Source organism: Streptomyces sp. NPDC005423 (assembly GCF_040606415.1).
GTDB lineage: Bacteria > Actinomycetota > Actinomycetes > Streptomycetales > Streptomycetaceae > Streptomyces.
Window position 1 is genome coordinate 118,074 of sequence record NZ_JBEXET010000019.1, and the last position, 23,302, is coordinate 141,375.

A 23,302-nucleotide genomic window follows, 5' to 3' on the forward strand; every position below is an offset into this window, starting at 1 on the left:
CCGATCATGTCGCGCCGACGGGCCGGGGGACCACACGTTTCCGGCTGGGGTCGGCACTTTCTGTAGGGACCCGACAGTGCGGCCCGTGCGCCACTGTCGGTGCCCGATTGTCGTCCGGCGGTTGCGGACCGATAGGTTTTCGAGGAAGCCGCCTGTCAACGGGGTGTTCGGGCAGGCCTGTCAGACCGCTATCGAAAGGGTGATCCGTTGAGCCGCTCGGTTCTCGTCACCGGAGGCAACCGGGGCATCGGCCTCGCCATCGCCCACGCATTCGCCGACGCCGGCGACAAGGTCGCCGTCACGTACCGTACGGGCGAGCCGCCGGCCGCCCTGACGGGGCTGGGTTGCCTGGCCGTCAAGTGCGACATCACCGACCCCGAACAGGTGGAGCAGGCCTACAAGGAGATCGAGGCGGAGCACGGACCGGTCGAGATCCTCATCGCCAACGCGGGCGTCACCCGGGACCAGCTCCTGATGCGCATGACCGAGGAGGACTTCACCTCGGTCATCGACACCAACCTCACCGGCACCTTCCGGGTCGTCAAGCGCGCCAACCGCGGCATGCTGCGCGCCAAGAAGGGCCGCGTCGTCCTCATCTCGTCGGTCGTCGGGCTGCTCGGCTCCGCGGGGCAGGCGAACTACGCCGCCTCCAAGGCCGCTCTCGTCGGCTTCGCGCGCTCCCTCGCCCGTGAGCTGGGCTCGCGCAACATCACCTTCAACGTCGTCGCCCCCGGCTTCGTCGACACCGACATGACTAAGGCGCTCAACGACGAGCAGCGCGAGAAGATCGTGTCCCAGGTGCCGCTCGGCCGTTACGCGCGTCCGGAGGAGATCGCCGCGACGGTGCGGTTCCTCGCCTCGGACGACGCCTCGTACATCACTGGAGCCGTCATTCCCGTTGACGGCGGACTGGGAATGGGTCACTGAACACATGAGCGGAATCCTTGAGGGCAAGCGCGTCCTGATCACCGGAGTGCTGATGGAGTCCTCCATCGCCTTCCACACCGCCAAGCAGGCCCAGGAACAGGGCGCGGAGATCATCCTGACCGCGTTCCCGCGCCCCACCCTGACCGAGCGCATCGCCAAGAAGCTGCCCAAGCCCACCAAGGTGATCGAGCTCGACGTGACCAACGACGAGCACCTCGGGCGGCTCGCCGACATCGTCGGCGAGGAGCTGGGCGGCCTGGACGGTGTCGTCCACTCCATCGGCTTCGCGCCGCAGGACGCGCTCGGCGGCAACTTCCTCAACACGCCGTTCGAGTCGGTCGCCACCGCGATGCACGTCTCGGCGTACTCCCTGAAGTCGCTGACCATGGCCTGCCTGCCGCTGATGCAGAACGGCGGCTCCGTCGTCGGCCTCACCTTCGACGCGTCCTTCGCGTGGCCGCAGTACGACTGGATGGGCCCGGCCAAGGCCGCCCTGGAGGCCACCAGCCGCTACCTCGCCCGCGACCTGGGCAAGCAGAACATCCGCTGCAACCTCATCTCGGCGGGCCCGATCGGTTCGATGGCCGCCAAGTCCATCCCGGGCTTCAGCGAGCTGGCCGCCGTCTGGGACAACCGCGCCCCGCTGGAGTGGGACCTCAAGGACCCCGAGCCGGCCGGCAAGGGCGTCGTCGCCCTGCTGAGCGACTGGTTCCCGAAGACCACGGGCGAGATCGTCCACGTGGACGGCGGCCTGCACGCCATCGGCGCTTAGCACCGGCGCCGTTCCCCGGCCCGCGCACCAGGGCCCGCACCCTCCGGGGATGCGGGCCCTCGGCGTGTCCGTGGCGGCCGGCACATCACCCGTTCGGCCTCGCCGGCCGGGCGGGGGCGGGGGACCGGGGGGCACTGTGGAGTACGCGTCCCCCGCGTGATGTCCTCCCCAGCGGCGCCGAGGAGGTTTCCCTTGTGCGTCTGTCCCGCAGCGTGGCCTCAGCCCTCGTCGCCGTCGCCCTCGTGATCTTCGTGGGGCGCGAAGCATTGCCGCACGCGCGCGTGGCGGCCCGCAAACCCGCTGCCGCGCCCGAGTTGTTCGGCGCCGAGTGCCGCACCGCCGTCAACGGCTCGTACGTCACCGCCTACTGCCACAACCCCTACCCCCAGACCGACCGCGTCGCCCTGCACATGGAGTGCGACCGCTGGTGGGACCTCGACAGCGACGGCTCCGGGACCGACGTCGGGCCGGCGCAGACCGTACGGTTGACCGGGCGCTGCTGGAAGGAAGTGCGCTCGGTGTGGGTCAGCCACCAGAAGGGGGCCGGCTGAGCCGTCCCGGACGGCACAGGAACGGATAGCCCGCGGCCTCCGCGGCGGCCGTCTCGGCGTCCCCCGCGCGGATCGCGTCCACGAGCCGCGCGTGGTCCATGTACGTCTCCGGGGTCAGCGCCTCGCCGACGTCCATGCGCAGCCAGTCCCGCAGCACCTCGCCCAGGTCCGCGTACATCGCCGTCATGACGTCGTTGTGGGAGGCGGCCACCACCGCCAGGTGGAAGGTCGCGTCGGCCGCGACGAACGCCTCCGGGTCGCCCGACGCCCAGACTTCCTCACGCCGTACGAGCAGCGCGTCCAGCTGTTTGAGGTCCTTCTCGGTGCGCCGCTCGGCGGCCAGTCTCGCCGCCGCCGACTCCAGCGTGGAGCGCAGCTCGGCGATGTGCCGCGGGTCGGCGGCCGCGAACCGCCGGTGCATCACCCCGGCCAGCTCGCTGGTGGCCACGACGTACGTCCCGGAGCCCTGGCGGATGTCCAGCAGCCCGTTGTGCGCGAGCGCGCGGACGGCCTCGCGGACCGTGTTGCGGGCGACTCCCAGCTGCTCGACCAGCTCGGGCTCGGTCGGGATCCGCGAGCCGACGGGCCACTCGCCCGAGGCGATCTGGTTCCGCAGCGCGGCGATGACCTGCTCGGAGAGCGCCGATCGACGGGGGTGGCTCAGGGGCATGGCACACCTTCGCACGGGCCGGGCGGGAGCGGGATGCACGGGGATGGACAACCAATCATCCCATGATTCTATGATGGGTTCCATGGTGAGCGAGGAGACCCGGACCGCGCGGTCCACGACCACGCGCGGTACGGCCGCGGGCGACCCCCCGAAGACGGACACGGGAGGAGCCACACGCGCGTGGACGACGCGGCTGGTGGTCATCGGCATCGTGCTCTCCGCCCTGAACCTCCGCCCCGCCATCACCAGCCTGGGCGCCCTCCTCGAAGAGGTCCGCGACGGGCTCGGCATGAGCGGCAGCGTCGCCGGACTGCTCACCTCCGTGCCCCCGCTCTGCTTCGCCGTCTTCGGCGTCATGGCCCCCCGGCTGGCCCGCCGCTTCGGCCCGAGCGCGGTGGTCTGCGCGGGCATGGCCGCCATCACCGCGGGCCTGCTCGTCCGCCCGTACGTCGGCGGCGCGGCCGGGTTCCTGGCGGGCAGCGCGCTCGCCCTGATGGGCATCGCGGTCAGCAACGTGCTGATGCCGGTGATCGTCAAGCGCTGGTTCCCCGACCGGGTCGGCTCCATGACCGGCCTCTACTCGATGGCCCTCGCCCTGGGCACCTCCGCCGCGGCCGCGGTCACCGTGCCCATGACCAGGGCGCTGGGCGGCGGCTGGCAGCTGGGACTCGCCGTGTGGGCGGCCCTCGCCGCGGTCGCCGTCCTGCCGTGGCTCCCGCTCCTACGGCACCGGGGCCCGGCCGCCGCCCCCTTGGCAGCCGGACGGACGGCGGTCCCCGGGCGCGAACCCGCGCGCGTGGAGCACGCCCCTCCGCTGCGCGTCACCCGGAGCCGTACGGCCTGGGCGCTCGCCGTCTTCTTCGGGCTCCAGGCCACCGCCGCGTACATCACGATGGGCTGGATGCCACAGATCTTCCGGGACGCGGGCGTCTCCGCGGGCACCGCGGGAGTGCTCCTGGCCGTCACCATGGTGATGGGCGTTCCGCTCGCCTTCGTCATACCGCGCGTGGCCACCCGCCTGCCGCGGCAGGGCCCGATCGTCATCGCCCTCGGCGTCTGCGGTCTCGCCGGCTACGCGGGCCTGTACGTCGCCCCGGCCGGCGGCGCCTGGGCCTGGGCGCTGCTGCTCGGCGTCTCCAACTGCGCCTTCCCGCTCGCCCTGACGATGGTCGGCATGCGGGCCAGGACCGGCGCGGGCGTCACCCAGCTGTCGGCCTTCGCGCAGAGCACCGGCTATCTGATCTCGATCCCCGGGCCGCTCCTGGTGGGCGTGCTCTACCAGCACAGCGGCGGCTGGGGACTGCCGATCGCGCTCATGGCCGGGCTCATGATCCCGCAGATGGCCATGGGTGTCCTCGCCGGCCGCGACCGCACCGTGGAGGACGAGGCGGCCCGCTGGCCCCGCCCCGCCCCCTGCCCCGCCGCACTCCCGCACCCGTGCCCGCCGCACACCGCCTCGCCGCGCCCGTACCCCGGGCCGTCCGGACCGGACGAAGGGTGCGAGACTGCGCGTATGCCAGTTCTCGATCCGAACCCCCAGAACGGCCAGAAGAAGATGCTGATCGTCTTCGGCTCGTTCTTCGCGATCTTCATCGTCATCGCCGTCATCGCCACGATCGCCTCCCCGTGACCGCCTCCCCGTGACCGTCTCCCCGTGACCGTCACCCCCCGAGGGCCGATGGTGGGGCTTTCCCCCTATCCCCTAGGGGGCCAGGGTCAGGGTCAAGTGGGTGGACCTCCGGATGGGTTGGGGGCCACGGCTTCCGTACCTTCGAAGTGTCACCGCGACGCACGGATCGCGGACCGCCCGGAGACCAGCGGAGGCACCCATGCCGGCCCGTACGCACCCCCGGCCCCACCCGGTGACCGCGGGTGGCGTCGACATCAGACTGCCTGGTGGGCCGTCGCCCTGCCGGCGCTGGCGTTCATCGTGCTGCTCGTGCTGATGCTCAACCCGACCGACGCCCAGGCGGCGACGGCGGACCCCGCGATCACCCACCTCTTCGAGCGGGCGCAGCACCTCATAGCGCGCTGAGCACGGGCGAAGCCGCCGGTCAACTCCTGGCGCCCCGTGGCCTGTTTCATGCGAAGCTGGATCCCATGAGCGTCGCAGAACCCCGCAGGATTGTCCTTTTCCGGCATGCGAAGGCCGACTGGCCCGAGGTGTCCGATCACGAGCGGCCGCTCGCCGAGCGGGGCCGTACGGACGCCGCCGTCGCCGGACGCAGACTCGCCGACACCGGCATCGTCTTCGACCTGGCCCTCTGCTCCACCGCGGTCAGGACCCGCGATACCTGGAAGCTCGCCGTCCACGAGTTCGCGCACCGGCCGAAGACCGTCTACGAGGAGCGGCTCTACGAGGCCTCCCCGGGCGATCTGATCGCGGTGCTGAACGAGACTCCCGACGACGTGCGGAACGTGGTCCTCATCGGCCACAACCCGAGTGTGCAGGGTCTGACCGACATCCTCTCCGGCACCGCCGCCCCCGAGGTCCGCGAGCGGCTGGACCGCCGCGGCTTCCCGACCGCCGCCTTCGCCGTGCTCTCCTTCGACGGCTCCTGGAAGGCCCTGGAACCGGGCACGGCCGAACTGACCGCCTACTGGGCCCCGTCGGAGTAGCCGGCCCCAGCCCCACCGGCCCACGACCGGGGCCCGGCACCATCGCGCAGCGCGGTGCCGGGCCCCGTCTGCCGGAGGGGAGGCCCGACGTCAGCCCTCGTCGTGCGTGTCCGCCGCCTCGACCTCTTCACGGGTGACACCGAGCAGATACAGCACCGTGTCGAGGAACGGCACGTTCACCGCCGTGTGCGCGGCCTCCCGTACGACGGGCTTGGCGTTGAAGGCGACACCGAGGCCGGCCGCGTTCAGCATGTCCAGGTCGTTGGCGCCGTCACCGATCGCCACGGTCTGCGCGAGGGGTACGCCCGCCTCGGCGGCGAAGCGGCGCAGCAGCCGCGCCTTGCCCGCACGGTCCACGATCTCGCCCGTGACCCGGCCGGTCAGCCTGCCGTCGACGATCTCCAACGTGTTGGCCTGCGCGAAGTCCAGCCCCAGCCGGTCCTTGAGGTCATCGGTGACCTGGGTGAACCCGCCGGAGACGACGCCCACTTGATAGCCCAGCCGCTTCAGCGTACGGATCAGCGTGCGCGCGCCCGGCGTGAGCCGGACCTCGCTGCGCACCTTGTCCACCACCGAGGCGTCCAGTCCGGCGAGCAGCCGTACGCGCGCGTGCAGCGACTGCTCGAAGTCCAGCTCCCCGCGCATCGCGGCGGCCGTCACCTCGGCGACCTGGTCCGCGCAGCCGGCGTGGGCCGCGAACAGTTCGATGACCTCGTCCTGGATGAGGGTCGAGTCGACGTCCATGACGACGAGACGCTGGGCCCGCCGGTGCAGCCCCGCCGCGACCACCGCGATGTCGACGCCGAGCGCTCCGGCGTGGGTCACGAGGGCGGTGCGCAGCGGCTCGGTCTCCACCCCGGAGACCGCGAACTCCACTGCTGTCACCGGGTACTTGGCGAGCCGGAAGATACGGTCGATGTTGCCGCCGGCCCGGGTGATCCGGGCGGCGATCGCTGCGGTGGCCTCCGCGGTGAGCGGATGGCCGAGCACGGTGACCAGTGAACGCCCGAGTCCGCGCGGCCGGTTGTCGCCGAGGCCGGAGATGATCTCCGCCTGCATCTTCATCGACTCGGCCCAGCTGTGCACGGTGGCCCGCAGATCGCCCTCCAGCGTGGCGGGCGGCGGGGTCACGAGCGCGCACAGCACGATCCGGCCACGCGTGACGACCTGCTCGATGTCGACCACGTCGACCGAGTAGGCGGCGAGGGTGTCGAAGAGTCCGGCGGTGATGCCCGGCCTGTCCTTGCCGAAGATCTTGACGAGGAGAGTGGGGACGTCAGAGGTCTGCGAAGCGCTCATGATGGCTCCACCGTATCCGGCACGCAGTGCCTTCCGCCCCCGAGGTCCGCCCACCGGACACGGAACTCTGGGCGACGGCTCGATGGCGTGAACCTTACGAGGCGGCCACGAATGACCCGCGGACGGTCAGGTTCTCCCGCCTCCGGTCGCGTTCCGCACCGGTCCGGTCGTCGGACGACGAAGTCGCTCACGGAGAGCGGCCTCGGTACGGCTGTACGGGCGGCCGGTACGCCGACCGGGGCCCCCGGCCGCACCGGCCGGCGCACGTCGACGGCATCCCCTCGTCATCGGCGCCCCCTCCTCACCGGCGGCCCTTCGGTTTCCCCGGAGGCGCCGGCGGCGGAGGGGGCGGAGGAGGCGGAGGCTGCTGTCCGCCGTCCGGTTCGCCCCCCGACCGCGCCCCGGGCCGACGCCTGCGCGACGGGGGAGGCGACTGGTGCGGCCAGGCCATGGTGGGCGCGCCGTAGAGGTCGTCGGGCGGCGGCGGACCGGCGGGCGAACCGTCCGCGCCGCCTCCCGGGGGCCGCGAGCGCTCCGGCGTCCGAGGCCCTCCCTCGCCCGGCCGGGCGTCCCGCGGCGCACGCACCTCGTCGGGGATCCGCAGATAGGGGTTGGTGGCGGGGTTCGGCGCGCGGTACGGCGAGGTGGGCGCGTAGGGACCGGTGTGCCCCGGGTGGCCCACGGGCTCGGACGGGCCGGCTCCCGGCAGCCCGTTCGCCGGCCTCGGGCCCGTTCCCGAGTCACCCCGTGCCAGGGGCGCCGTCTGCCGCCCCGCCGCGCCGGTCGCGTACGCCAGGAGCGCGCCGACGGCGCCCGCCCCCGCACCCCACACCGCGCCGAGCGCCAGCGCCGTGCCCAGCCGCCCGTGCAGCTCGATCCCCGCTCCCAGCGCGTCGAACCCGAGTACCGACAGCGAAGCGTTCACCGACACGTCCGTCAGCCAGGCCAGCAGCGGCAGGCCCAGCGCCGTCGCGATCCCCAGCCGCAGCGCGCACCGGCCGGCGAAGCCGAGGGCTCCCGGAGCGCGCGCAACCGCACCGCCGGCCGTCCGCGTCCCCAGCGGCGTCCGTACCGCCGTCAACACACCCGCCAGGAGCATCATCAGCGCGGCGGCGACCGCCAACAGCCAGACCCGGTTGTCGAGTTCGGCCAGTCGGCGCAGGGTCACCGGCTGGTCGGACCTGTTGTGCAGCAACTGGTCCAAAGGGTGCGGAAGGAGCCGGGTCAGTACGCCGGTGGCCCGGCCGTCCCAGGGGACGAAGAGGCCGATGGGGATCCCGAGCCACACGCCGTTGGGCGCCCCCAGCAGCGCGGCGCCCGCGATCCGCTTCGGGTGGTCGTCGCCGACCGCGGCGTAGGCGGCCGCCGAGAGTCCCGCCACGACCGCCACCAGCGCCACCAGGACCAGCGCGGACGCGGCCGGCCGGACGACCCGGTGGACGGCGTCCCAGCCGGGTGGCAGCGGGGTGCGGCGCGAGGCCAGCAGGGCGATCAGCAGCATCCCCGCGGCCCAGGCCAGCCCGCCGAGCAGGGTGGCCGCGGTGTCGACGGAGAAGCCGACCGCCGCCTTCGCCTTGACGAGATCTCCGAGCTTCCCCGGCAGCAGTCCGCCGATGTTCCCGATGTCGCCGATCCCGGGGAGGTCGACCTTGCCGCCGCTTCCGCCGACGCCCGGCAGCCCGTCCAGTCCGAGCGCGCTGCCGTCGAGGGTGACGACGTCGTGCCCGGCCCAGGCCAGTCCGCCCAGCATCGCCACGAACAGCGCGAGCAACGACCCTGCGCGCGCGAGGAGTTCGGCCGGGGAGATCTCGACTCCGGCCGCGCGCAGGGACCGTAGGAAGAAGTACGACAGGAGGAGGGCGCCCACCAGGCTGACGCCCAGCGGGGTGAGCGTGACGGCCGTGTCCGTCTGGGCGCCCTTGAGGCCGAACGCCGAGACGTCGCCGGACGGTGAGACCGACCCGCCCGCCGCGAGCGCCACCACAGCCGCCGTCATCGGGCCCAGCGAGCCCGCCGTGTCCGCGCCCAGCAGGTGCAGACCGAGCGCGGCCGTGCCCGCCATCCCGATCAGCGCCCAGCTCACCGAGGCGACGGCGGACAACAGCGCGTCCCCCCATGGCACACCCGTGCGGTGCCTCGCTGTGCCGGCCCTTGTCGTTGAGTTCATGGCAGACCCCCCGATCCGCAGGCGCGGTGGGGACACCGCGCCTGTCCCCCTCGCGTGGATTACCACTCTCCGGGCCGGTTTCAACCCCGTCAACGGCAACCGTCGCGCTGCTCCCGCGCCGACTTCACGAGGCCCGACTTCTCGTTGGAGGGCCGAGCCTGAAATAGTTCCCGACGATGTTCGACATCCCTAGACTCCCTGTGTTGGGGGTAACTCGGGGGACTACTCAGTGGGGCATGGAGTGCCGGAACTCGTACTGGAATTGAACGGAAGAACCTGGACGCTCGACGCCTCCAGGCCATACACGCTCGGACGTGATCCGCAGGGGGACGTCGTACTCGACGACGCCAGGGTCTCCTGGCGTCACGCCACGATCAGCTGGGACGGCCGCAGTTGGCTGATCGAGGACCATGGCAGCACCAACGGCACCTTCGTGCAGGGCAGCCGCGTCCAGCGGATCGAGATCGGCCCCGGCTCGGCCGTACACCTCGGCAACGCGACCGACGGTCCGCGGCTGAGCCTGTCCGGCGCGGTCGCCGCCGTACCGACGCCGCAGGCGCAGCCGTACGCGGCCCAGGGCGCGGCACCGGGCTGGGCGCAGCAGGCACCGGCGCCGCAGGCCGGCCGGCCGGAGCCGCGGCCCCAGCAGGCCGCGCAGCGGATTCCGCAGCAGCAGAACCCCGGTGACGGTGCGGGGGCGCCGCCGGCCTACGGCGACCGCAGCCCGACCACGTTCCACCAGTTCTCGCTGGGCCGGGTGATGCGCATCGGCCGCGCCCTGGAGAACGAGCTGGTCGTCTCCGACCTCCAGGTCTCCCGGCACCACGCCGAGTTCCACGCGACGCCCGACGGCCGCTTCGAGATCCGTGACCTGGGCTCGCACAACGGCACGTACGTCAACGGTGTGCCGATCAGCAAGGGCGGCTCCGCGCTGCTCGGCCCGAACGACATCGTGGGCGTCGGCCACTCGACGTTCCGCCTGGTCGGCGACCGGCTCGAGGAGTTCGTCGACACCGGTGCGGTCTCCTTCTCGGCCCGTCATCTGACGGTCACCGTCGACGGCGGCAAGGACATCCTCAAGGACGTCTCCTTCGGTGTCCCGGAGAAGTCGCTGATCGCGGTCATCGGCCCGTCCGGCTCCGGCAAGTCGACCCTCCTGAAGGCGCTGACCGGCTACCGGCCCGCCAACCAGGGCGACGTCCTGTACGACAACAGGAACCTCTACAAGCAGTTCGCCGAGTTGCGCCAGCGCATCGGTCTGGTCCCGCAGGACGACATCCTGCACAAGGAACTGACCGTGAAGAAGGCCCTCAAGTACGCGGCCAAGCTGCGCTTCCCGGCCGACACCACCGGCGCCGAGCGCGAGGCGCGCATCAACGAGGTGCTGCGCGAACTGAAGCTGGACATCCACAAGGAGAAGAAGGTCACCTCCCTCTCCGGCGGCCAGCGCAAGCGGGTCTCGGTCGCCCTGGAGCTGCTCACCAAGCCGTCGTTGATCTTCCTCGACGAGCCGACCTCGGGCCTCGACCCGGGCATGGACCGCGATGTCATGCAGCTGCTGCGCGGCCTCGCCGACGACGGCCGTACGGTCCTCGTCGTCACCCACTCCGTGGCCGAACTCGCGATCTGCGACAAGCTGTTGGTGATGGCGCCGGGAGGCGCGGTGGCGTACTTCGGTCCGCCGGAGGAGGCGCTGAACTTCTTCGGCTACGACACCTGGGCCGACGTCTTCTCCTCCTTCGAGAACTACCGCGACTACGACTGGTCGGGCCGCTGGAAGGGCTCGCAGCACTACCAGATGTACGCGGCGGACATCGACGCCATCGCCCCGCAGTCCGTACAGATGCCGGCGATGCACGCGATGAAGCCGCCCAAACCGCAGGGCTGGCTCTCCCAGTTCGCCACGCTGGTGCGGCGCTACACGTCGGTGATCGTCTCCGACCGGGGCTTCCTGGCGCTGATGGTGATCCTGCCGGCCGTCCTCGGCGCGGTGAGCCTGCTCATCGACTCCGACCACACCCTGCTGCCCAACCCGGCCAACCCGAAGACCGGGAACATCATCCCGAACGGCACGGCCACCACGGTCCTGCTGATCCTCGCGGTCGGCGCGTGCTTCGCCGGCGCGGCCAACTCGGTCCGCGAACTCATCAAGGAACGGGTGATCTACGAGCGGGAGCGGGCGACCGGTCTCTCCCGCTCCGCCTACCTGATGTCCAAGGTGTTCGTGCTCGGCATGATCACCGTGTTCCAGGGCGCCCTGGTCGGCGCCATCGGCTTCTTCCCGCGGGAGATCCCGGCCAGGGGCCTGGTCTTCGGCGGCGCGACGATCCTCGAACTCTCGGTGCCGATCATGGCGTTGGGCTTCACCTCGATGATGTTCGGCCTGATCATCTCGGCGCTGGTGAAGACGGCCGAGAAGACCATGCCGCTGCTCGTCATGTTCGCGATCATCCAAGTCGTCTTCACCGGCTGCCTGTTCACGCTGCACGGCTCGGTCGGCGTGGAGCAGTTCTCGTATCTGATGCCGTCACGTTGGGCGGTGGCCGCGGCGGGCGCCACGCTGGACTTCAACAGGATCAGCCCGCCCAAGGACGGGGGCTCCACGGACCCGCTGTGGAACCACACCGTCGGCGCCTGGGGCCTGGACATGGCCGCCCTGCTCGTCCTCGGCGTGATCTGCGGCTTCTTCGTGGCCCGCTTCCTGCGCCGCCACGAGCCCGAGGTGATGCGCAAGTAGCCGCCGCTGTACGGGTCTCCGTCGTACGGAGTCACCGTCGTACGGCGTGAAGGGCGGTACCCCGGACCGGGGTACCGCCCTTCGGCGTTCCGTCGCGTGCAGAGGTCCGCGCTGACCCCGCGCGCCTCAGTACGCGCTGTTGACGTTGTCGATCGAACCGTACTTGTCCGCCGCGTAGTTGGCGGCGGCCGTGATGTTGGCGACCGGGTCGTAGATGTTCCAGGACGTACCGGAGACGTGGTACGCGCTGAAGGTCGGCGGGATCACCTGGAGCAGGCCCTTGGAGGGGATCCCGTTGACGGCGTTGACGTCCCAGCCGTTGATGGCGTTGGGGTTGCCCGACGACTCCCGCATGATGTTGCGGTGCAGGCCGCTGTAGCTGCCGGGGATGTTCTTGCTGTGCATGATGTCGAGGGCGTGGGCGATCCAGCCGTTGAGGTTGTTCGCGTACGTCTTCGCGGCGACCGACTGCATCGGGACGCGCTGCGTGGAGCGGCTCGCGGCCTTCTTGGCGCCGCGCTCGGCGGCGGCCTTCCGCTTCGCCTTCTCGGCGGCGGCTTCGGCGGCGGCCTTCTTCTTCGCGGCGGCGGTGGCCTCGGCCTTCTTCGCCTCGGCCTTCTTCTGCGCCTCCGCCTTCTTCGCGTCGACCTTCGCCTGGATCGCCTCGGTCTTCACGCCGGCACCGGCGAGCTGGTCGGTGACGCTGGCCTTGACGCCCTTGATCGGCTCGGAGCGGTAGGCCACCTGGGCCGACGACGAGGCGTCGCTGGTGGTCGTGTGCGTGCCGGCGGGGACGGCGGTGAAGGCGAGCGCGGCGGCACCGAGGGTGGCGACACCGGCGAGCGCGATCTTGTGGTTCTTCGTCAGCGCACGACTATGACCACGAGTGGTGATGTTCTTGGGCATGGCGGGGGGACCTCTTCGGATAGCGCGGAGGTCGCTCTGCGTCCGGCGGGGACAGGAAGGTGCTTCCGGCACGAACGCCGCGGGGTGGACCCACGGCGCTGAGCGACGGCTGCCATTCTTAGCGGCCGCAAAAACATCAGGCAAAGGTGTGACGTACGATCCCGGATAGTGGAGCACGGAGGGGCAAAACGGGACAGACCGGACTGTCTGTCCCGCTCAAGAGGGGGCCAGTGTCTCCTATGTCCCTTAGTACGTGATCTGCGCCCTATGTGCGGCCTCACATCCTCCGCACAGCCTTCTTACATTCAGTTGCTGGAGCAAGGCACTGGGTGAGGGCCCTCCTCCGGCAGGATGAGGTGCACGTCCCCGAACTCGTGCCACAGGTACCGTCCGCGCAGGGCCTCCGCGTAGCTGCGGCCGACAGCGGCCGGCCCGGCGATCGCCTCCAGCATCAGCAGATGCGAGGCCGCCGGCTCGTGCAGCCCGGTCAGCAGCCCGTCCACGGCCCGCACGCCCCGCTCCGGAGTGACGACGAGGTCCGTCCACCCCGCACGCGCGCGTACGACCGCGTCGGGCCCGGCCGCCGACTCCACCGCCCGTACGGCCGTCGTCCCCACCGCCAGCACCCGCCCCGCCCCGGCCCGCACCGCGTTCAGCAGCCGCGCCGACGCCTCCGGCACCGAGAACCGCTCCGGATACGGCGGCTCGTGCGCCTCCGCCGACGCCACCCCGGTGTGCAGCGTGACCGGCGCGAACCGCACCCCCCGGGCCGCCAGCTCCGCCACCAGCCGCGAGGTGAACGGCCGCGCCGCGCTCGGCATCTCCGCACTGCCCGTCCCGTCGGCCGTCGGCACCGCGAACACCGTCTGGTAGACGGACAGGGGCTGGTCCCGCTCCGTATAGGAGTAGCGGATCGGCCGCCCCCACTCCCGCAGCAGGCCCAGGACCCCGGAACCCGACACCCGGGCCCACCACAGCCGCCCGCCGCCCGCGCTCAGCGGCTCCTCCAGAGCCAGCCGGACGCCGTCCGGCAGCCGGACCTCGGCACCCGCCGGGCCGCCCGGACGCGCGCGCGTGGTGCCTGCCCCGTCCGGGTCACGCAGCTCCACCGCCCAGCGCCCGTCGTCGCCCCGGGTGGAGAAATGCACCACCACGCGCGCGTGCCCCACCCGTCCGTCCACCGCGGCGGCCAGCGTCGGCGACGTGTTGACGACCAGCACGTCCCCGGCCCGCAGCAACCGGGGCAGCTCCCCGAAGACGTGGTGCGCCACCTCCGTGCCCCGCGACACCAGCAGCCGTACGGAACCCCGGTCCAGCCCCGGTCCGCGCTGCTCGGCAGGCACCCGCGCCGACAGCTCCTCCGGCACCCCCACGGACAGGGTCACCGCTCCGCCGGCAGTGCCGGCGCACCGTAGCGGCCGCTCGCGGGCCGCTCGTCCAGCAGCCGCAGGAAGGCCGGCACCACCTCGGCCGGGTCCGGACGCGGCCCGTCGTCGTCCGGTACGGCCGCCGCGTACAGGTCCGTCGCCATGTCCCCGGGGTCCACCGCCCACACCCGCAGCCCCGGCTCCTCCACGCCGAGCACCGCCGCGAGCCGGTCCAGGGCCGCCTTGGACGCCCCGTAGCCGCCCCACGTCTCGTACGCCTCGGCCGCCGCGTCCGAACTCACCACGACCACCGCACCCGCCACCGCGGCCCGCAACAGGGGCAGCGCCTCCTGGACCAGCCCCAGCGCGGCCACCACGTTCACCTCCAGCGCCCGCCGCAGCCCGTCCAGGGGCAGCTCCGCCAGCCGTACGAGCGGCTCCGCGCCCAGCGCGCTCGCGTTGCTCACCACCAGGTCGATGCCGCCCAGCCCCCGGGCCGCCGCCACCAGCTCGCTCCGGTGTCCCGCGTCCGTGACGTCCCCGGGCCGCGCCGCCACCCGCGTGCCGTACGCCGCCACGGCCACCGCCGTCTCCGTCAGCGCCTTCTCCGTCCTGGCGTCCAGCACCAGGTCCCAGCCGCGCAGGGCCAGCGCTTCGGCGAGCGCCCGCCCGAGCCCCTTCGAGGCCCCCGTGATGATCGCTACCGGCATGACAACCGTCCCCTCGTCCACACGCCCGGTCGGCGTGCCCCCAACGTAGGAACGGCACCGCGCCCACCGCCTCGGACGCGAGCCGCAGGCCACCGGGGCCCTTGGGCCTAGGGCAAACGGTCCAGACGCCCGCCGCCACTCGCCCGATCCGCGATGTCGGACCCCGCCGGTACCGTGAGGGCATGAGTCAAGGCCCCCGGTCCGGCCTCGCCGCGGTGAGCGCGGCACTGCTGGCCATGAGCAGGCACCTGGAGGTGCGCGACGTCCTGAAGACGATCGTCGCCTCGGCCCGTGACCTGCTCGACGCCGAGTACGCCGCGCTCGGCGTCCCGGACGACCACGGCGGCTTCGCCCAGTTCGTGGTCGACGGCGTCAGCGACGCCCGGTGGAAGGCCATCGGCCCGCTCCCGCGCCAGCACGGCATCCTCGCCGCGATGCTCCACGAGGCCAGGCCCGAGCGCCTCGCCGACGTGCGCGAGGACCCGCGCTTCGAGGGCTGGCCCGCCGCCCACCCCGACATGTCCGACTTCCTGGGCCTGCCCATCCGCGACGGCGACGAAGTCATCGGCGCCCTCTTCCTGGCGAACAAGAACTGCCCCAAGCCGGACGGCGGTTGCGGCTTCACCGAGGAGGACGAGGAGCTGCTCGCCATCCTCGCCCAGCACGCCGCCATCGCCCTCACCAACGCCCGCCTGCACGAGCGCAGCCGCGAACTCACCATCGCCGAGGAGCGCTCCCGGCTCGCGCACGAGCTGCACGACGCGGTCGCCCAGAAGCTGTTCTCCCTGCGCCTCACCGCCCAGGCGGCCGCCAGCCTCGTCGACCGCGACCCCTCGCGCGCCAAGGGCGAGTTGCAGCAGGTCGCCGCGCTCGCCGCCGAGGCGGCCGACGAACTGCGCGCCGCCGTCGTCGAGTTGCGCCCCGCCGCACTCGACGAGGACGGCCTGCAGGCCACGTTGCGCACCCAGATCCAGGTCCTCGACCGCGCCCACACCGCACGCGTGACCTTCGCCGGCCGCAACCTGCGCGCCCTCCCCGCCGCCCAGGAGGAGGCCGTGCTCCGGGTCGCCCAGGAAGCCCTGCACAACGCCCTGCGGCACTCCGGGGCACCGCACGTCGACGTCACCCTGGAGCGCCGCGGCGCTGGGGCCGTGCTGCGGATCACCGACGACGGCAGCGGCTTCGACCCCCGGGCGGTCCGCAGGGCGGGACGCCACCTCGGCCTGGTCTCGATGCGGGACCGGACCGACGGCGTCGGCGGCACACTGACCGTGGAATCGGCGCCCGGAAAGGGCACCACCGTCGAGATGGAGGTCCCCGGTGGCTGACGCGATCAGGGTGCTGCTCGTCGACGACCACCAGGTCGTCCGCCGGGGCCTGCGCACCTTCCTGGAAGTACAGGACGACATCGAGGTCGTCGGGGAGGCGGCCGACGGCGCCGAAGGAGTCGACCGCGCCGAGGAGTTGAAGCCCGACGTCGTACTCATGGACGTCAGGATGCCGGGCACCGACGGCATCGAGGCACTGCGCAGACTCCGCGCACTCGACAACCCCGCGCGCGTGCTGATCGTCACCAGCTTCACCGAACAGCGCACGGTGATCCCGGCCCTGCGCGCGGGCGCCGCCGGATACGTCTACAAGGACGTGGACCCGGACGCCCTGGCCGGCGCCATCCGCTCCGTGCACGCGGGCCACATCCTGCTCCAACCCGAGGCCGCGCACGCCCTGTTGTCCCAGGAGGAAACCAGGTCCGGTCAGGGCAGGGGCGGTTCACTCACCGAGCGGGAGCGCGAGGTGCTGGGCCTGATAGCGGACGGCCGCTCCAACCGCGAGATCGCCCGCGCCCTGGTCCTCTCCGAGAAGACCGTGAAGACGCATGTCTCGAACATCCTCATGAAGCTCGACCTGGCCGACCGCACCCAGGCCGCGCTGTGGGCCGTCCGCCATGGCATGACGCGCTGAACGACGCCTCCGCCGGACCCGCGCCGCGCGAGGCCCGTCGGGGGCCGGACAGTGCGCCCCGCCCCTCAGCGCACCCCCTTCTCCCGCTCCTCCACCATGGAGTTGTACGCGGCGACCTGCGCACGCCGGGCCGTCCGCTCCACCGGCCGCAACGCCTCCGCCCGAGCGGACATCTCCGACGCGCTCACCGCGCCCCCGTGCCCGCTCTCGTACGCCACGGAGACCAACAGCCCGACGCGCTGCGCCAGTTCCAGCACCCGCACCGCACGCGGCGGATACCCCGGCGCCAGCACCTCCCGCCCCCGCTCGGCCCTGGCCCGGTAAGCGTCGACCGCCGCCTCCGCCACCGGCCCGGAACCGGCCAGGTCCAGCCGCGACAGCACCTCCGTGGCGTCCCGCAGCGCCTCCGCCAGCTCCCGCTCGGCCTCCCCGAGCGAGGGCACATCGGCGGGCGGTGCCTCCCGGACCGCCAGACTGTGCCAGACGACCTCGGCATGCACATCGCCCGCCGGCCCCGCCTCCCGGACCTCGGGCACCAGCCCCAGCGCCGAGCCGTGACAGACCACCGCCTCGCCGGCCTCCAGCGCCCGCGCGTTGAACTCGGGCGGCCCGCTCAGCCCCAGCGCATGCCCCGGCGCGGGCAGCGCCACCCGCAGCCCGCTGACCCCGAGGGCGCGCAGCCGCCCCAGCGCGAGCGTGAGCCCGACGGGCGCCGACTCGCCCGGCAGCCCCTCCACCCGGTGCACAGCGTCCTCGCCCACGATGGCGAGCACGGCCTCGTCCGGTGAGACAAGTCCGGCCAAAAGGGCGTTTCCCCAGGCGGCGAGGCGTCCTGAACGTGGTTCCGAAAGCATGGCTCCCACCATAAGGACAGGACCGATGGAATGGAGCGCCCGGCCGGTGGCGTAGATTTCCCTGGGGGCTGCGCCTATCGGCGCACACGACTGCCGAGACAGGCCGACACTGCAATGGGAGACAGCGCGCTCATGAGCGATGTTCTGGAGCTGGAGGACGTATCCGTGGTCCGGGAGGGCCGGGCTCTGGTGGACCAGGTCTCCTGGTCGGTCAAGGAGGGCGAGCGCTGGGTCATCCTCGGTCCCAACGGCGCCGGCAAGACCACGCTCCTGAACCTCGCCTCCAGCTACCTCTTCCCCAGCACGGGCACCGCCACGATCCTCGGCGAGACCCTCGGCCAGGTCGACGTCTTCGAACTCCGTCCCCGCATCGGCGTGGCCGGCATCGCCATGGCCGATAAGCTCCCCAAGCGCCAGACCGTCCTGCAGACCGTCCTGACCGCCGCCTACGGCATGACCGCCGGCTGGCACGAGGACTACGAGGACATCGACGAACGGCGCGCCCGCGCCTTCCTCGACCGCCTCGGGATGAGCGACTACCTGGACCGCAGGTTCGGCACCCTCTCCGAGGGCGAGCGCAAGCGCACCCTGATCGCCCGCGCCCTGATGACCGACCCGGAACTGCTCCTACTCGACGAGCCCGCCGCCGGCCTCGACCTCGGTGGCCGCGAGGACCTCGTACGCCGCCTCGGCCGCCTTGCCCGCGACCCGATCGCCCCCTCCATGATCATGGTCACGCACCACGTCGAGGAGATCGCCCCCGGCTTCACCCACGTCCTGATGATCCGTCAGGGCAAGGTCCTCGCCGCTGGACCGCTGGAGCTCGAACTCACCTCCCGCAACCTCTCCCTCTGCTTCGGTCTCCCGCTCGTCGTGGAACAGGTCGGCGAGCGCTGGACCGCCCAGGGCCTCCCCATGTCCTGAACTGCCCTTGAAGAAGCGGGTCGTTCGGCGCTCTGCGCCCTGTCGGCGACGGGACCCGCCGCTCTACCATGACCTGGTGAACGACATCGACGCATGGGTGTGGTGGCTCGTCGGCGCGGCAGCGCTCGGAATCCCGCTCGTGGTGACCGCGATGCCCGAGTTCGGCATGCTCGCCGCGGGGGCCCTGGCCGCCGCCGTCGTCGCCGGGATCGGCGGGAACGCGATCCTCCAGGTCATCGCCTTCGCCGTCGTCTCGGTCGCCCTCATCGCCGTCGTACGTCCCATCGCGACCCGGCACCGCTCCACCAGGCCCCAACTCGTCACCGGCGTCGACGCGTTGAAGGGCAGGCAGGCCGTCGTCCTGGAACGCGTCGACGCCTCCGGGGACGGCCGGATCAAACTCGCCGGAGAGATCTGGTCGGCACGCTCACTGGACGCCGACCGCGCCTACGAACCGGGCCAGGAGGTGGACGTCGTCGACATCGAGGGAGCCACGGCAATCGTCCTGTGACCTCGCCCAACTCCGTTGCCACGCAACTGATCAGAACACCTCGCGTGGCACGCGACGGTCTGCCAGACTCGACCAGCAAGATCTTCGACAACCATAAGATCTTCCGAAAGCGCCGAGGCGAAGAAGGGTACGGGAAGCACGATGGAACCGGTCATCATCGTCTTGATCATCCTGGTGGTGTTGGTCTTCATCGCCCTGATCAAGACGATCCAGGTCATCCCGCAGGCAAGTGCCGCGATTGTGGAGCGCTTCGGCCGTTACACACGGACGCTCAACGCGGGACTCAACATCGTCGTCCCGTTCATCGACACCATCCGCAACCGCATCGACCTGCGTGAACAGGTGGTCCCGTTCCCGCCGCAGCCGGTCATCACCCAGGACAACCTGGTCGTCAACATCGACACCGTCATCTACTACCAGGTGACCGACGCCCGGGCCGCCACCTACGAAGTCGCCAGCTACATCCAGGCGATCGAGCAGCTCACCGTCACCACGCTCCGCAACATCATCGGCGGCATGGACCTGGAGCGCACCCTGACCTCCCGCGAGGAGATCAACGCGGCCCTGCGCGGAGTCCTCGACGAGGCCACCGGCAAGTGGGGCATCCGCGTCAACCGCGTCGAGCTCAAGGCGATCGAACCGCCCACCTCCATCCAGGACTCGATGGAGAAGCAGATGCGCGCCGACCGTGACAAGCGCGCCGCGATCCTCACCGCCGAAGGCACCCGCCAAGCCGCGATCCTCACCGCCGAGGGCGAGAAGCAGTCCCAGATCCTGCGCGCGGAGGGCGAGGCCAAGGCCGCGGCCCTGCGCGCCGAGGGCGAGGCCCAGGCCGTCCGTACGGTCTTCGAGGCCATCCACGCCGGCGACGCCGACCAGAAGCTGCTGAGCTACCAGTACCTCCAGATGCTCCCGAAGCTCGCCGAGGGCGACGCCAACAAGCTCTGGATCGTCCCCAGCGAGATCGGCGACGCCCTCAAGGGCCTGTCCGGCGCCATGGGCAACATGGGCCCCTTCAACGGCAATTCGGGCGACGGAGGCAACTCCGGCGGCTCCTCCACCAACAAGGAACGCCGCGAGAAGCCGGTCATAGACTGACACCGCACCTCTACGACGACAACTGGGGCCCAACTCACGTGAGTTGGGCCCCAGTTGTCGTCGTAGCAGCTCCTAAGCCGCCGGCTGGGCCAGCCACTCCGGCAGCGCGTCGAAGTCGTCCTGTCCGAGGGCCAGCAGCATCGCGTCCGCCGGCGTGGGCTCGAAGGGCCGGCGCAGCAGCGGCATCCCCGCCTGCTCCGGAGTCCGGGCCGCCTTGCGGTGGTTGTCCTCCGCGCACGAGGCCACCGTGTTCAGCCAGGAGTCCTGACCGCCCTGCGCCCTCGGCACCACGTGGTCCACCGTGGTCGCCCGCCTGCCGCAGTACGCGCACCGGTGGCGGTCCCTGACCAGCACACCCCGCCTCGACCACGGCGCTTGTCTTCGGAACGGCACGCGTACGTACCGGCACAGCCGGATCACCCGGGGCGCCGGTATGTCCACCGCGGCTCCGCGCATCCGCAGCACGGGGTGGGCCTGCTCGACGACAGCCTTGTCCTGGAGCACCAGCACGATGGCTCGATTCAACGTCACCGTCGACAGCGGCTCAAAACTCGCGTTCAGCACCAGCGTGTCCCGCATCAAGCCCACCTCCCATGCGCACCGGCCCACCCCCTGGCGGGCTTGGATCAACTCTGGCCGGGCACGCCGAGATGGACAACGCAATAAAAAATGCCCGTCTCTGATCACTTCCAAGACCAGAGACGGGCAAACGTTCCGTGAACGTCAGTCTTCGGCGGGAACCTCGTACTCACCGATGAGTTGGGCACGCGCCAGCGTGTGGAAACGCAGGTTGAAACCGACGACCGCGGGAGAGACGTCCGCATCCGGACCGAGCTTCTCCTGGTCCACGGCGTACACCGTGAACACGTAACGGTGCGGCCCGTCCCCGGGCGGCGGCGCGGCCCCGCCGAAGTCCTTCGTGCCGTAGTCGTTGCGCACGTGGACGGCACCTTCGGGCAGCCCTTCGAACCTCCCACCACCGGCGCCCGCCGGCAGCTCGGTCACGGAGGCCGGGATGTCGAACAGGGACCAGTGCCAGAACCCGCTGCCGGTGGGCGCGTCCGGGTCGTAACAGGTCACCGCGAAGCTCTTCGTCCCGGGCGGGAAGCCCTCCCACCGCAGCTGCGGCGAGGTGTTCCCGGCCGCCTGGACCTGAGCCTCCTTGAGGGTCGCGCCCGGCTCGACGTCCTCACTCGTGACCGTGAACGACGGCACGGGCGGATGGAAATCGTGGGGGAGCGGCCGTCGACTGAGCTCGGTCACCTCGGTACCTCCTGATCGGTTCTGCAACAGGGGAATCAGCGCGTCCCGAGCCTAGAACCAGTTGCGCTTGCTGCCGACCTCCGACAGCCACTGATTGAGGTACGCCGCCCAGTCCGTGCCCTGAAAGTCGTGGTGACCCACCTGGAAGGACCGGAAGGTGTCGCTGCCCTCGCTGAACAGGCCCGGCTTCTTGTCCATCTCCAGGATGACGTCCATCGCGTTGTCGTCCGCGACGAAGCTCAGCTCGACCTGGTGCAGACCCCGGTACTGCGACGGCGGGTGGAACTCGATCTCCTGGTAGAACGGCAGCTGCTGCCGCGTCCCCCGGATGTGACCGCGCTCCATGTCGGCGTTCTTGAAGCGGAAGCCCAGCCGGATGAACGCGTCCAGGATCGCCTTCTGCACCGGCAGCGGATGCACGTTGATCGGGTCCAGGTCACCGGAGTCGATGGCACGGGCGATCGCCAGCTCCGTGCTCACCCCGATGTTCATGCCGCGCAGCGACTGACCGTCGATCATCGTGATCGGCGTCTCCCAGGGGATCTCCAGCCCGAACGGCACCGAGTGCACCGCGCCAGCCTGCAACTCGAAGGCGTCGCCGAGCCGCACCTTGGCGAACTCGATGTTCTGCTTGTACTCCTCGTCGCCGCTCTCCACCTCGACCTTCGCCTTCAGACCCACCGACAGGCCCTGGATGTCCTGGTTCACGGACCCGCCCTGGATCCGCACCTCACCCTGGACGACGCCGCCCGGCACGACATTGACCTCGGTCAGCACGGTCTCGACCGAAGCCCCACCGGCCCCCAGGCTCGCGAGCAGCTTCTTGAACGCCATGACTCTCCCTTTACGTGTGGGTCCTTGATCCCTACAAACGCGATCCGGCCGCCGCCGGTTCCGCGCCACACCCCGACAACGGGAAGGAGCCTTGACCAGCCCTTGGCACACCCCGGCTGGACTACGCTCGTCGGCCATGATCACGCCCCCGGACCGTATCCCCCTGCCACGCGCGTTCTTCGACCGCCCCGTTCTGGAGGTCGCCCCCGACCTCCTCGGCCGCCTCCTCGTCCGCACCACCCCCGACGGCCCGATCACCCTGCGCATCACAGAGGTCGAGGCCTACGACGGCCCCAACGACCCCGGCTCCCACGCCTATCGCGGTCCGACGGCCCGCAACGCGGTGATGTTCGGTGCGCCCGGGCACGTCTACGTCTACTTCACCTACGGCATGTGGCACTGCATGAACCTGGTGTGCGGTCCGGAGGGCACCGCCCGGGCGGTCCTGCTCCGGGCCGGCGAGATCGTCGAGGGCGCCGCACTCGCCCGCAAACGTCGACTCTCGGCCCGGAACGACAGAGAACTGGCCAAAGGACCCGCCCGGCTGGCCACCGCCCTGGACGTGGACCGGACCCTGGACGGCACCGACGCGTGCACCTCCGCCGAGACACCGCTCAGAATGCTCACCGGCAGCCCGGTCGTCCCCGACCAGGTGTGCAGCGGTCCACGCACCGGCGTCTCCGGGGACGGTGCCGTCCACCCCTGGCGCTTCTGGATCGCCGACGACCCCACGGTGAGCCCGTACCGAGCGCACACCCCGAGGCGTCGGTCAAGTTGACGCGCCCCACCAGGCTGCGTAATGTAGCCCGAGCCGCTTGAACCGGGTACGGCAGTTGTCAGCAGCCGGAAGCGGCCAACCCACTACCTACGACTCCCCCTCAGCGGGGGCGATTTCGGCGTGTCCGTATGCCTGAATTCGAACTCGCGGGACTCGATTATGAGTCCCCACGGGAATCGGTTAACGTAGTGAATGTCGAAAGGCCGACAGGCGAAAGCCCAAAACCTTTGGCACTCCCGCCGACAGGGAATCCGGACCGGAAACGGTCTGATAGAGTCGGAAACGCAAGACCGAAGGGAAAAGCCCGGAGGAAAGCCCGAGAGGGTGAGTACAAAGGAAGCGTCCGTTCCTTG

General features: G+C 71.2%; 22 protein-coding genes and 2 pseudogenes. 14 read left to right on the top strand and 10 right to left on the bottom strand.

From position 1 onward, the window contains the following. Positions 1-207 precede the first annotated feature (207 nt). From fabG to ABZT12_RS21280, 3 genes are all read left to right on the top strand, one after another. Positions 208-927, top strand: coding sequence for a 3-oxoacyl-[acyl-carrier-protein] reductase (gene fabG, locus ABZT12_RS21270; RefSeq protein WP_356386594.1), 720 nt, complete (start codon positions 208-210; stop codon positions 925-927). A 4-nt stretch (positions 928-931) separates the two neighbouring features. Then, positions 932-1,699 carry an enoyl-ACP reductase FabI gene (fabI, locus tag ABZT12_RS21275; protein ID WP_356386596.1) on the top strand — a complete coding sequence of 256 codons (768 nt, stop codon included), beginning with the start codon at positions 932-934 and terminating at the stop codon, positions 1,697-1,699. Between the two features lie 194 nt (positions 1,700-1,893). Beyond that, positions 1,894-2,250: a hypothetical protein gene (locus tag ABZT12_RS21280; protein ID WP_356386599.1), complete on the top strand. Its 357-nt coding sequence runs from the start codon at positions 1,894-1,896 to the stop codon at positions 2,248-2,250. On the opposite strand, the gene ABZT12_RS21285 is transcribed toward ABZT12_RS21280, so the two are convergent. Beyond that, positions 2,225-2,920, bottom strand: coding sequence for a FadR/GntR family transcriptional regulator (locus ABZT12_RS21285; protein ID WP_356386601.1), 696 nt, complete (start codon positions 2,918-2,920; stop codon positions 2,225-2,227). The genes ABZT12_RS21280 and ABZT12_RS21285 overlap by 26 nt on opposite strands. A gap of 70 nt (positions 2,921-2,990) precedes the next feature. Here ABZT12_RS21285 and ABZT12_RS21290 point away from each other — a divergent pair. The 4 genes and pseudogenes from ABZT12_RS21290 to ABZT12_RS21305 form a co-directional block, all read left to right on the top strand. Further along, positions 2,991-4,316, top strand: a pseudogene (locus ABZT12_RS21290) (MFS transporter); the annotation flags it as partial. 117 nt (positions 4,317-4,433) lie between these two features. After that, entirely contained in the window at positions 4,434-4,550 is a 117-nt protein-coding gene (locus ABZT12_RS21295; protein ID WP_356386678.1) for an SGM_5486 family transporter-associated protein, read from the top strand. A gap of 199 nt (positions 4,551-4,749) precedes the next feature. Further along, positions 4,750-4,955, top strand: a pseudogene (locus ABZT12_RS21300) (hypothetical protein). A gap of 65 nt (positions 4,956-5,020) precedes the next feature. Beyond that, positions 5,021-5,539 (top strand): histidine phosphatase family protein, encoded by a 519-nt coding sequence (locus ABZT12_RS21305; RefSeq protein WP_356386604.1) that lies wholly within the window; start codon positions 5,021-5,023, stop codon positions 5,537-5,539. A 90-nt stretch (positions 5,540-5,629) separates the two neighbouring features. Here ABZT12_RS21305 and serB read toward each other — a convergent pair whose 3' ends face one another. Next, complete coding sequence (gene serB / locus ABZT12_RS21310) at positions 5,630-6,838, bottom strand: phosphoserine phosphatase SerB (RefSeq protein ID WP_356386607.1); 1,209 nt, start codon at positions 6,836-6,838, stop codon at positions 5,630-5,632. A 301-nt stretch (positions 6,839-7,139) separates the two neighbouring features. Then, positions 7,140-9,005, bottom strand: a complete 1,866-nt coding sequence (locus ABZT12_RS21315; RefSeq protein WP_356386610.1) for a streptophobe family protein — start codon at positions 9,003-9,005, stop codon at positions 7,140-7,142. A 241-nt stretch (positions 9,006-9,246) separates the two neighbouring features. On the opposite strand from ABZT12_RS21315, the gene ABZT12_RS21320 reads away from it, so the two are divergent. Beyond that, positions 9,247-11,742: an FHA domain-containing protein gene (locus ABZT12_RS21320; RefSeq protein WP_356386613.1), complete on the top strand. Its 2,496-nt coding sequence runs from the start codon at positions 9,247-9,249 to the stop codon at positions 11,740-11,742. Positions 11,743-11,868: 126 nt separating this feature from the next. Here the strand turns inward: ABZT12_RS21320 and ABZT12_RS21325 are convergent, their stop codons facing one another. The 3 genes from ABZT12_RS21325 to ABZT12_RS21335 form a co-directional block, all read right to left on the bottom strand. After that, on the bottom strand, positions 11,869-12,648 hold the full coding sequence (locus ABZT12_RS21325) for a transglycosylase SLT domain-containing protein (protein WP_356386616.1): 780 nt from the start codon (positions 12,646-12,648) through the stop codon (positions 11,869-11,871). A 305-nt stretch (positions 12,649-12,953) separates the two neighbouring features. After that, complete coding sequence (locus ABZT12_RS21330; RefSeq protein ID WP_356386619.1) at positions 12,954-14,033, bottom strand: S-adenosylmethionine:tRNA ribosyltransferase-isomerase; 1,080 nt, start codon at positions 14,031-14,033, stop codon at positions 12,954-12,956. Beyond that, positions 14,030-14,725, bottom strand: a complete 696-nt coding sequence (locus ABZT12_RS21335) for an SDR family NAD(P)-dependent oxidoreductase (RefSeq protein ID WP_356386622.1) — start codon at positions 14,723-14,725, stop codon at positions 14,030-14,032. The genes ABZT12_RS21330 and ABZT12_RS21335 overlap by 4 nt, the downstream gene beginning before the upstream one ends. A gap of 182 nt (positions 14,726-14,907) precedes the next feature. Here ABZT12_RS21335 and ABZT12_RS21340 point away from each other — a divergent pair, with 182 nt between their 5' ends. Together ABZT12_RS21340 and ABZT12_RS21345 are read left to right on the top strand one after the other, a co-directional pair. Then, positions 14,908-16,053 (top strand): GAF domain-containing sensor histidine kinase, encoded by a 1,146-nt coding sequence (locus ABZT12_RS21340; protein WP_356386625.1) that lies wholly within the window; start codon positions 14,908-14,910, stop codon positions 16,051-16,053. Continuing rightward, positions 16,046-16,687, top strand: coding sequence for a response regulator transcription factor (locus ABZT12_RS21345; protein ID WP_356386628.1), 642 nt, complete (start codon positions 16,046-16,048; stop codon positions 16,685-16,687). Before ABZT12_RS21340 ends, ABZT12_RS21345 begins: the two co-directional genes overlap by 8 nt. Positions 16,688-16,752: 65 nt before the next feature. Here ABZT12_RS21345 and ABZT12_RS21350 read toward each other — a convergent pair whose 3' ends face one another. Next, complete coding sequence (locus ABZT12_RS21350; RefSeq protein WP_356386632.1) at positions 16,753-17,541, bottom strand: hypothetical protein; 789 nt, start codon at positions 17,539-17,541, stop codon at positions 16,753-16,755. Positions 17,542-17,673: 132 nt separating this feature from the next. Between ABZT12_RS21350 and ABZT12_RS21355 the strand changes: the two genes are divergently transcribed. The 3 genes from ABZT12_RS21355 (at position 17,674) to ABZT12_RS21365 (ending at position 20,074) form a co-directional block, all read left to right on the top strand. Then, positions 17,674-18,465, top strand: coding sequence for an ABC transporter ATP-binding protein (locus ABZT12_RS21355; protein WP_356386635.1), 792 nt, complete (start codon positions 17,674-17,676; stop codon positions 18,463-18,465). Between the two features lie 76 nt (positions 18,466-18,541). Beyond that, positions 18,542-18,976 (top strand): NfeD family protein, encoded by a 435-nt coding sequence (locus ABZT12_RS21360; RefSeq protein WP_356386638.1) that lies wholly within the window; start codon positions 18,542-18,544, stop codon positions 18,974-18,976. 141 nt (positions 18,977-19,117) lie between these two features. After that, entirely contained in the window at positions 19,118-20,074 is a 957-nt protein-coding gene (locus ABZT12_RS21365) for an SPFH domain-containing protein (RefSeq protein ID WP_356386641.1), read from the top strand. Positions 20,075-20,146: 72 nt separating this feature from the next. Here ABZT12_RS21365 and ABZT12_RS21370 read toward each other — a convergent pair whose 3' ends face one another. From ABZT12_RS21370 to ABZT12_RS21380, 3 genes are all read right to left on the bottom strand, one after another. Next, positions 20,147-20,653: an HNH endonuclease gene (locus ABZT12_RS21370; protein ID WP_356386644.1), complete on the bottom strand. Its 507-nt coding sequence runs from the start codon at positions 20,651-20,653 to the stop codon at positions 20,147-20,149. Between the two features lie 144 nt (positions 20,654-20,797). Further along, positions 20,798-21,337, bottom strand: a complete 540-nt coding sequence (locus ABZT12_RS21375) for a YbhB/YbcL family Raf kinase inhibitor-like protein (RefSeq protein ID WP_356386647.1) — start codon at positions 21,335-21,337, stop codon at positions 20,798-20,800. Positions 21,338-21,388: 51 nt separating this feature from the next. Next, on the bottom strand, positions 21,389-22,171 hold the full coding sequence (locus ABZT12_RS21380) for a sporulation protein (protein ID WP_356386650.1): 783 nt from the start codon (positions 22,169-22,171) through the stop codon (positions 21,389-21,391). A gap of 136 nt (positions 22,172-22,307) precedes the next feature. Between ABZT12_RS21380 and ABZT12_RS21385 the strand changes: the two genes are divergently transcribed. Next, entirely contained in the window at positions 22,308-22,949 is a 642-nt protein-coding gene (locus ABZT12_RS21385; protein WP_356386653.1) for a DNA-3-methyladenine glycosylase, read from the top strand. The last annotated feature ends 353 nt before the right edge of the window (positions 22,950-23,302 follow it).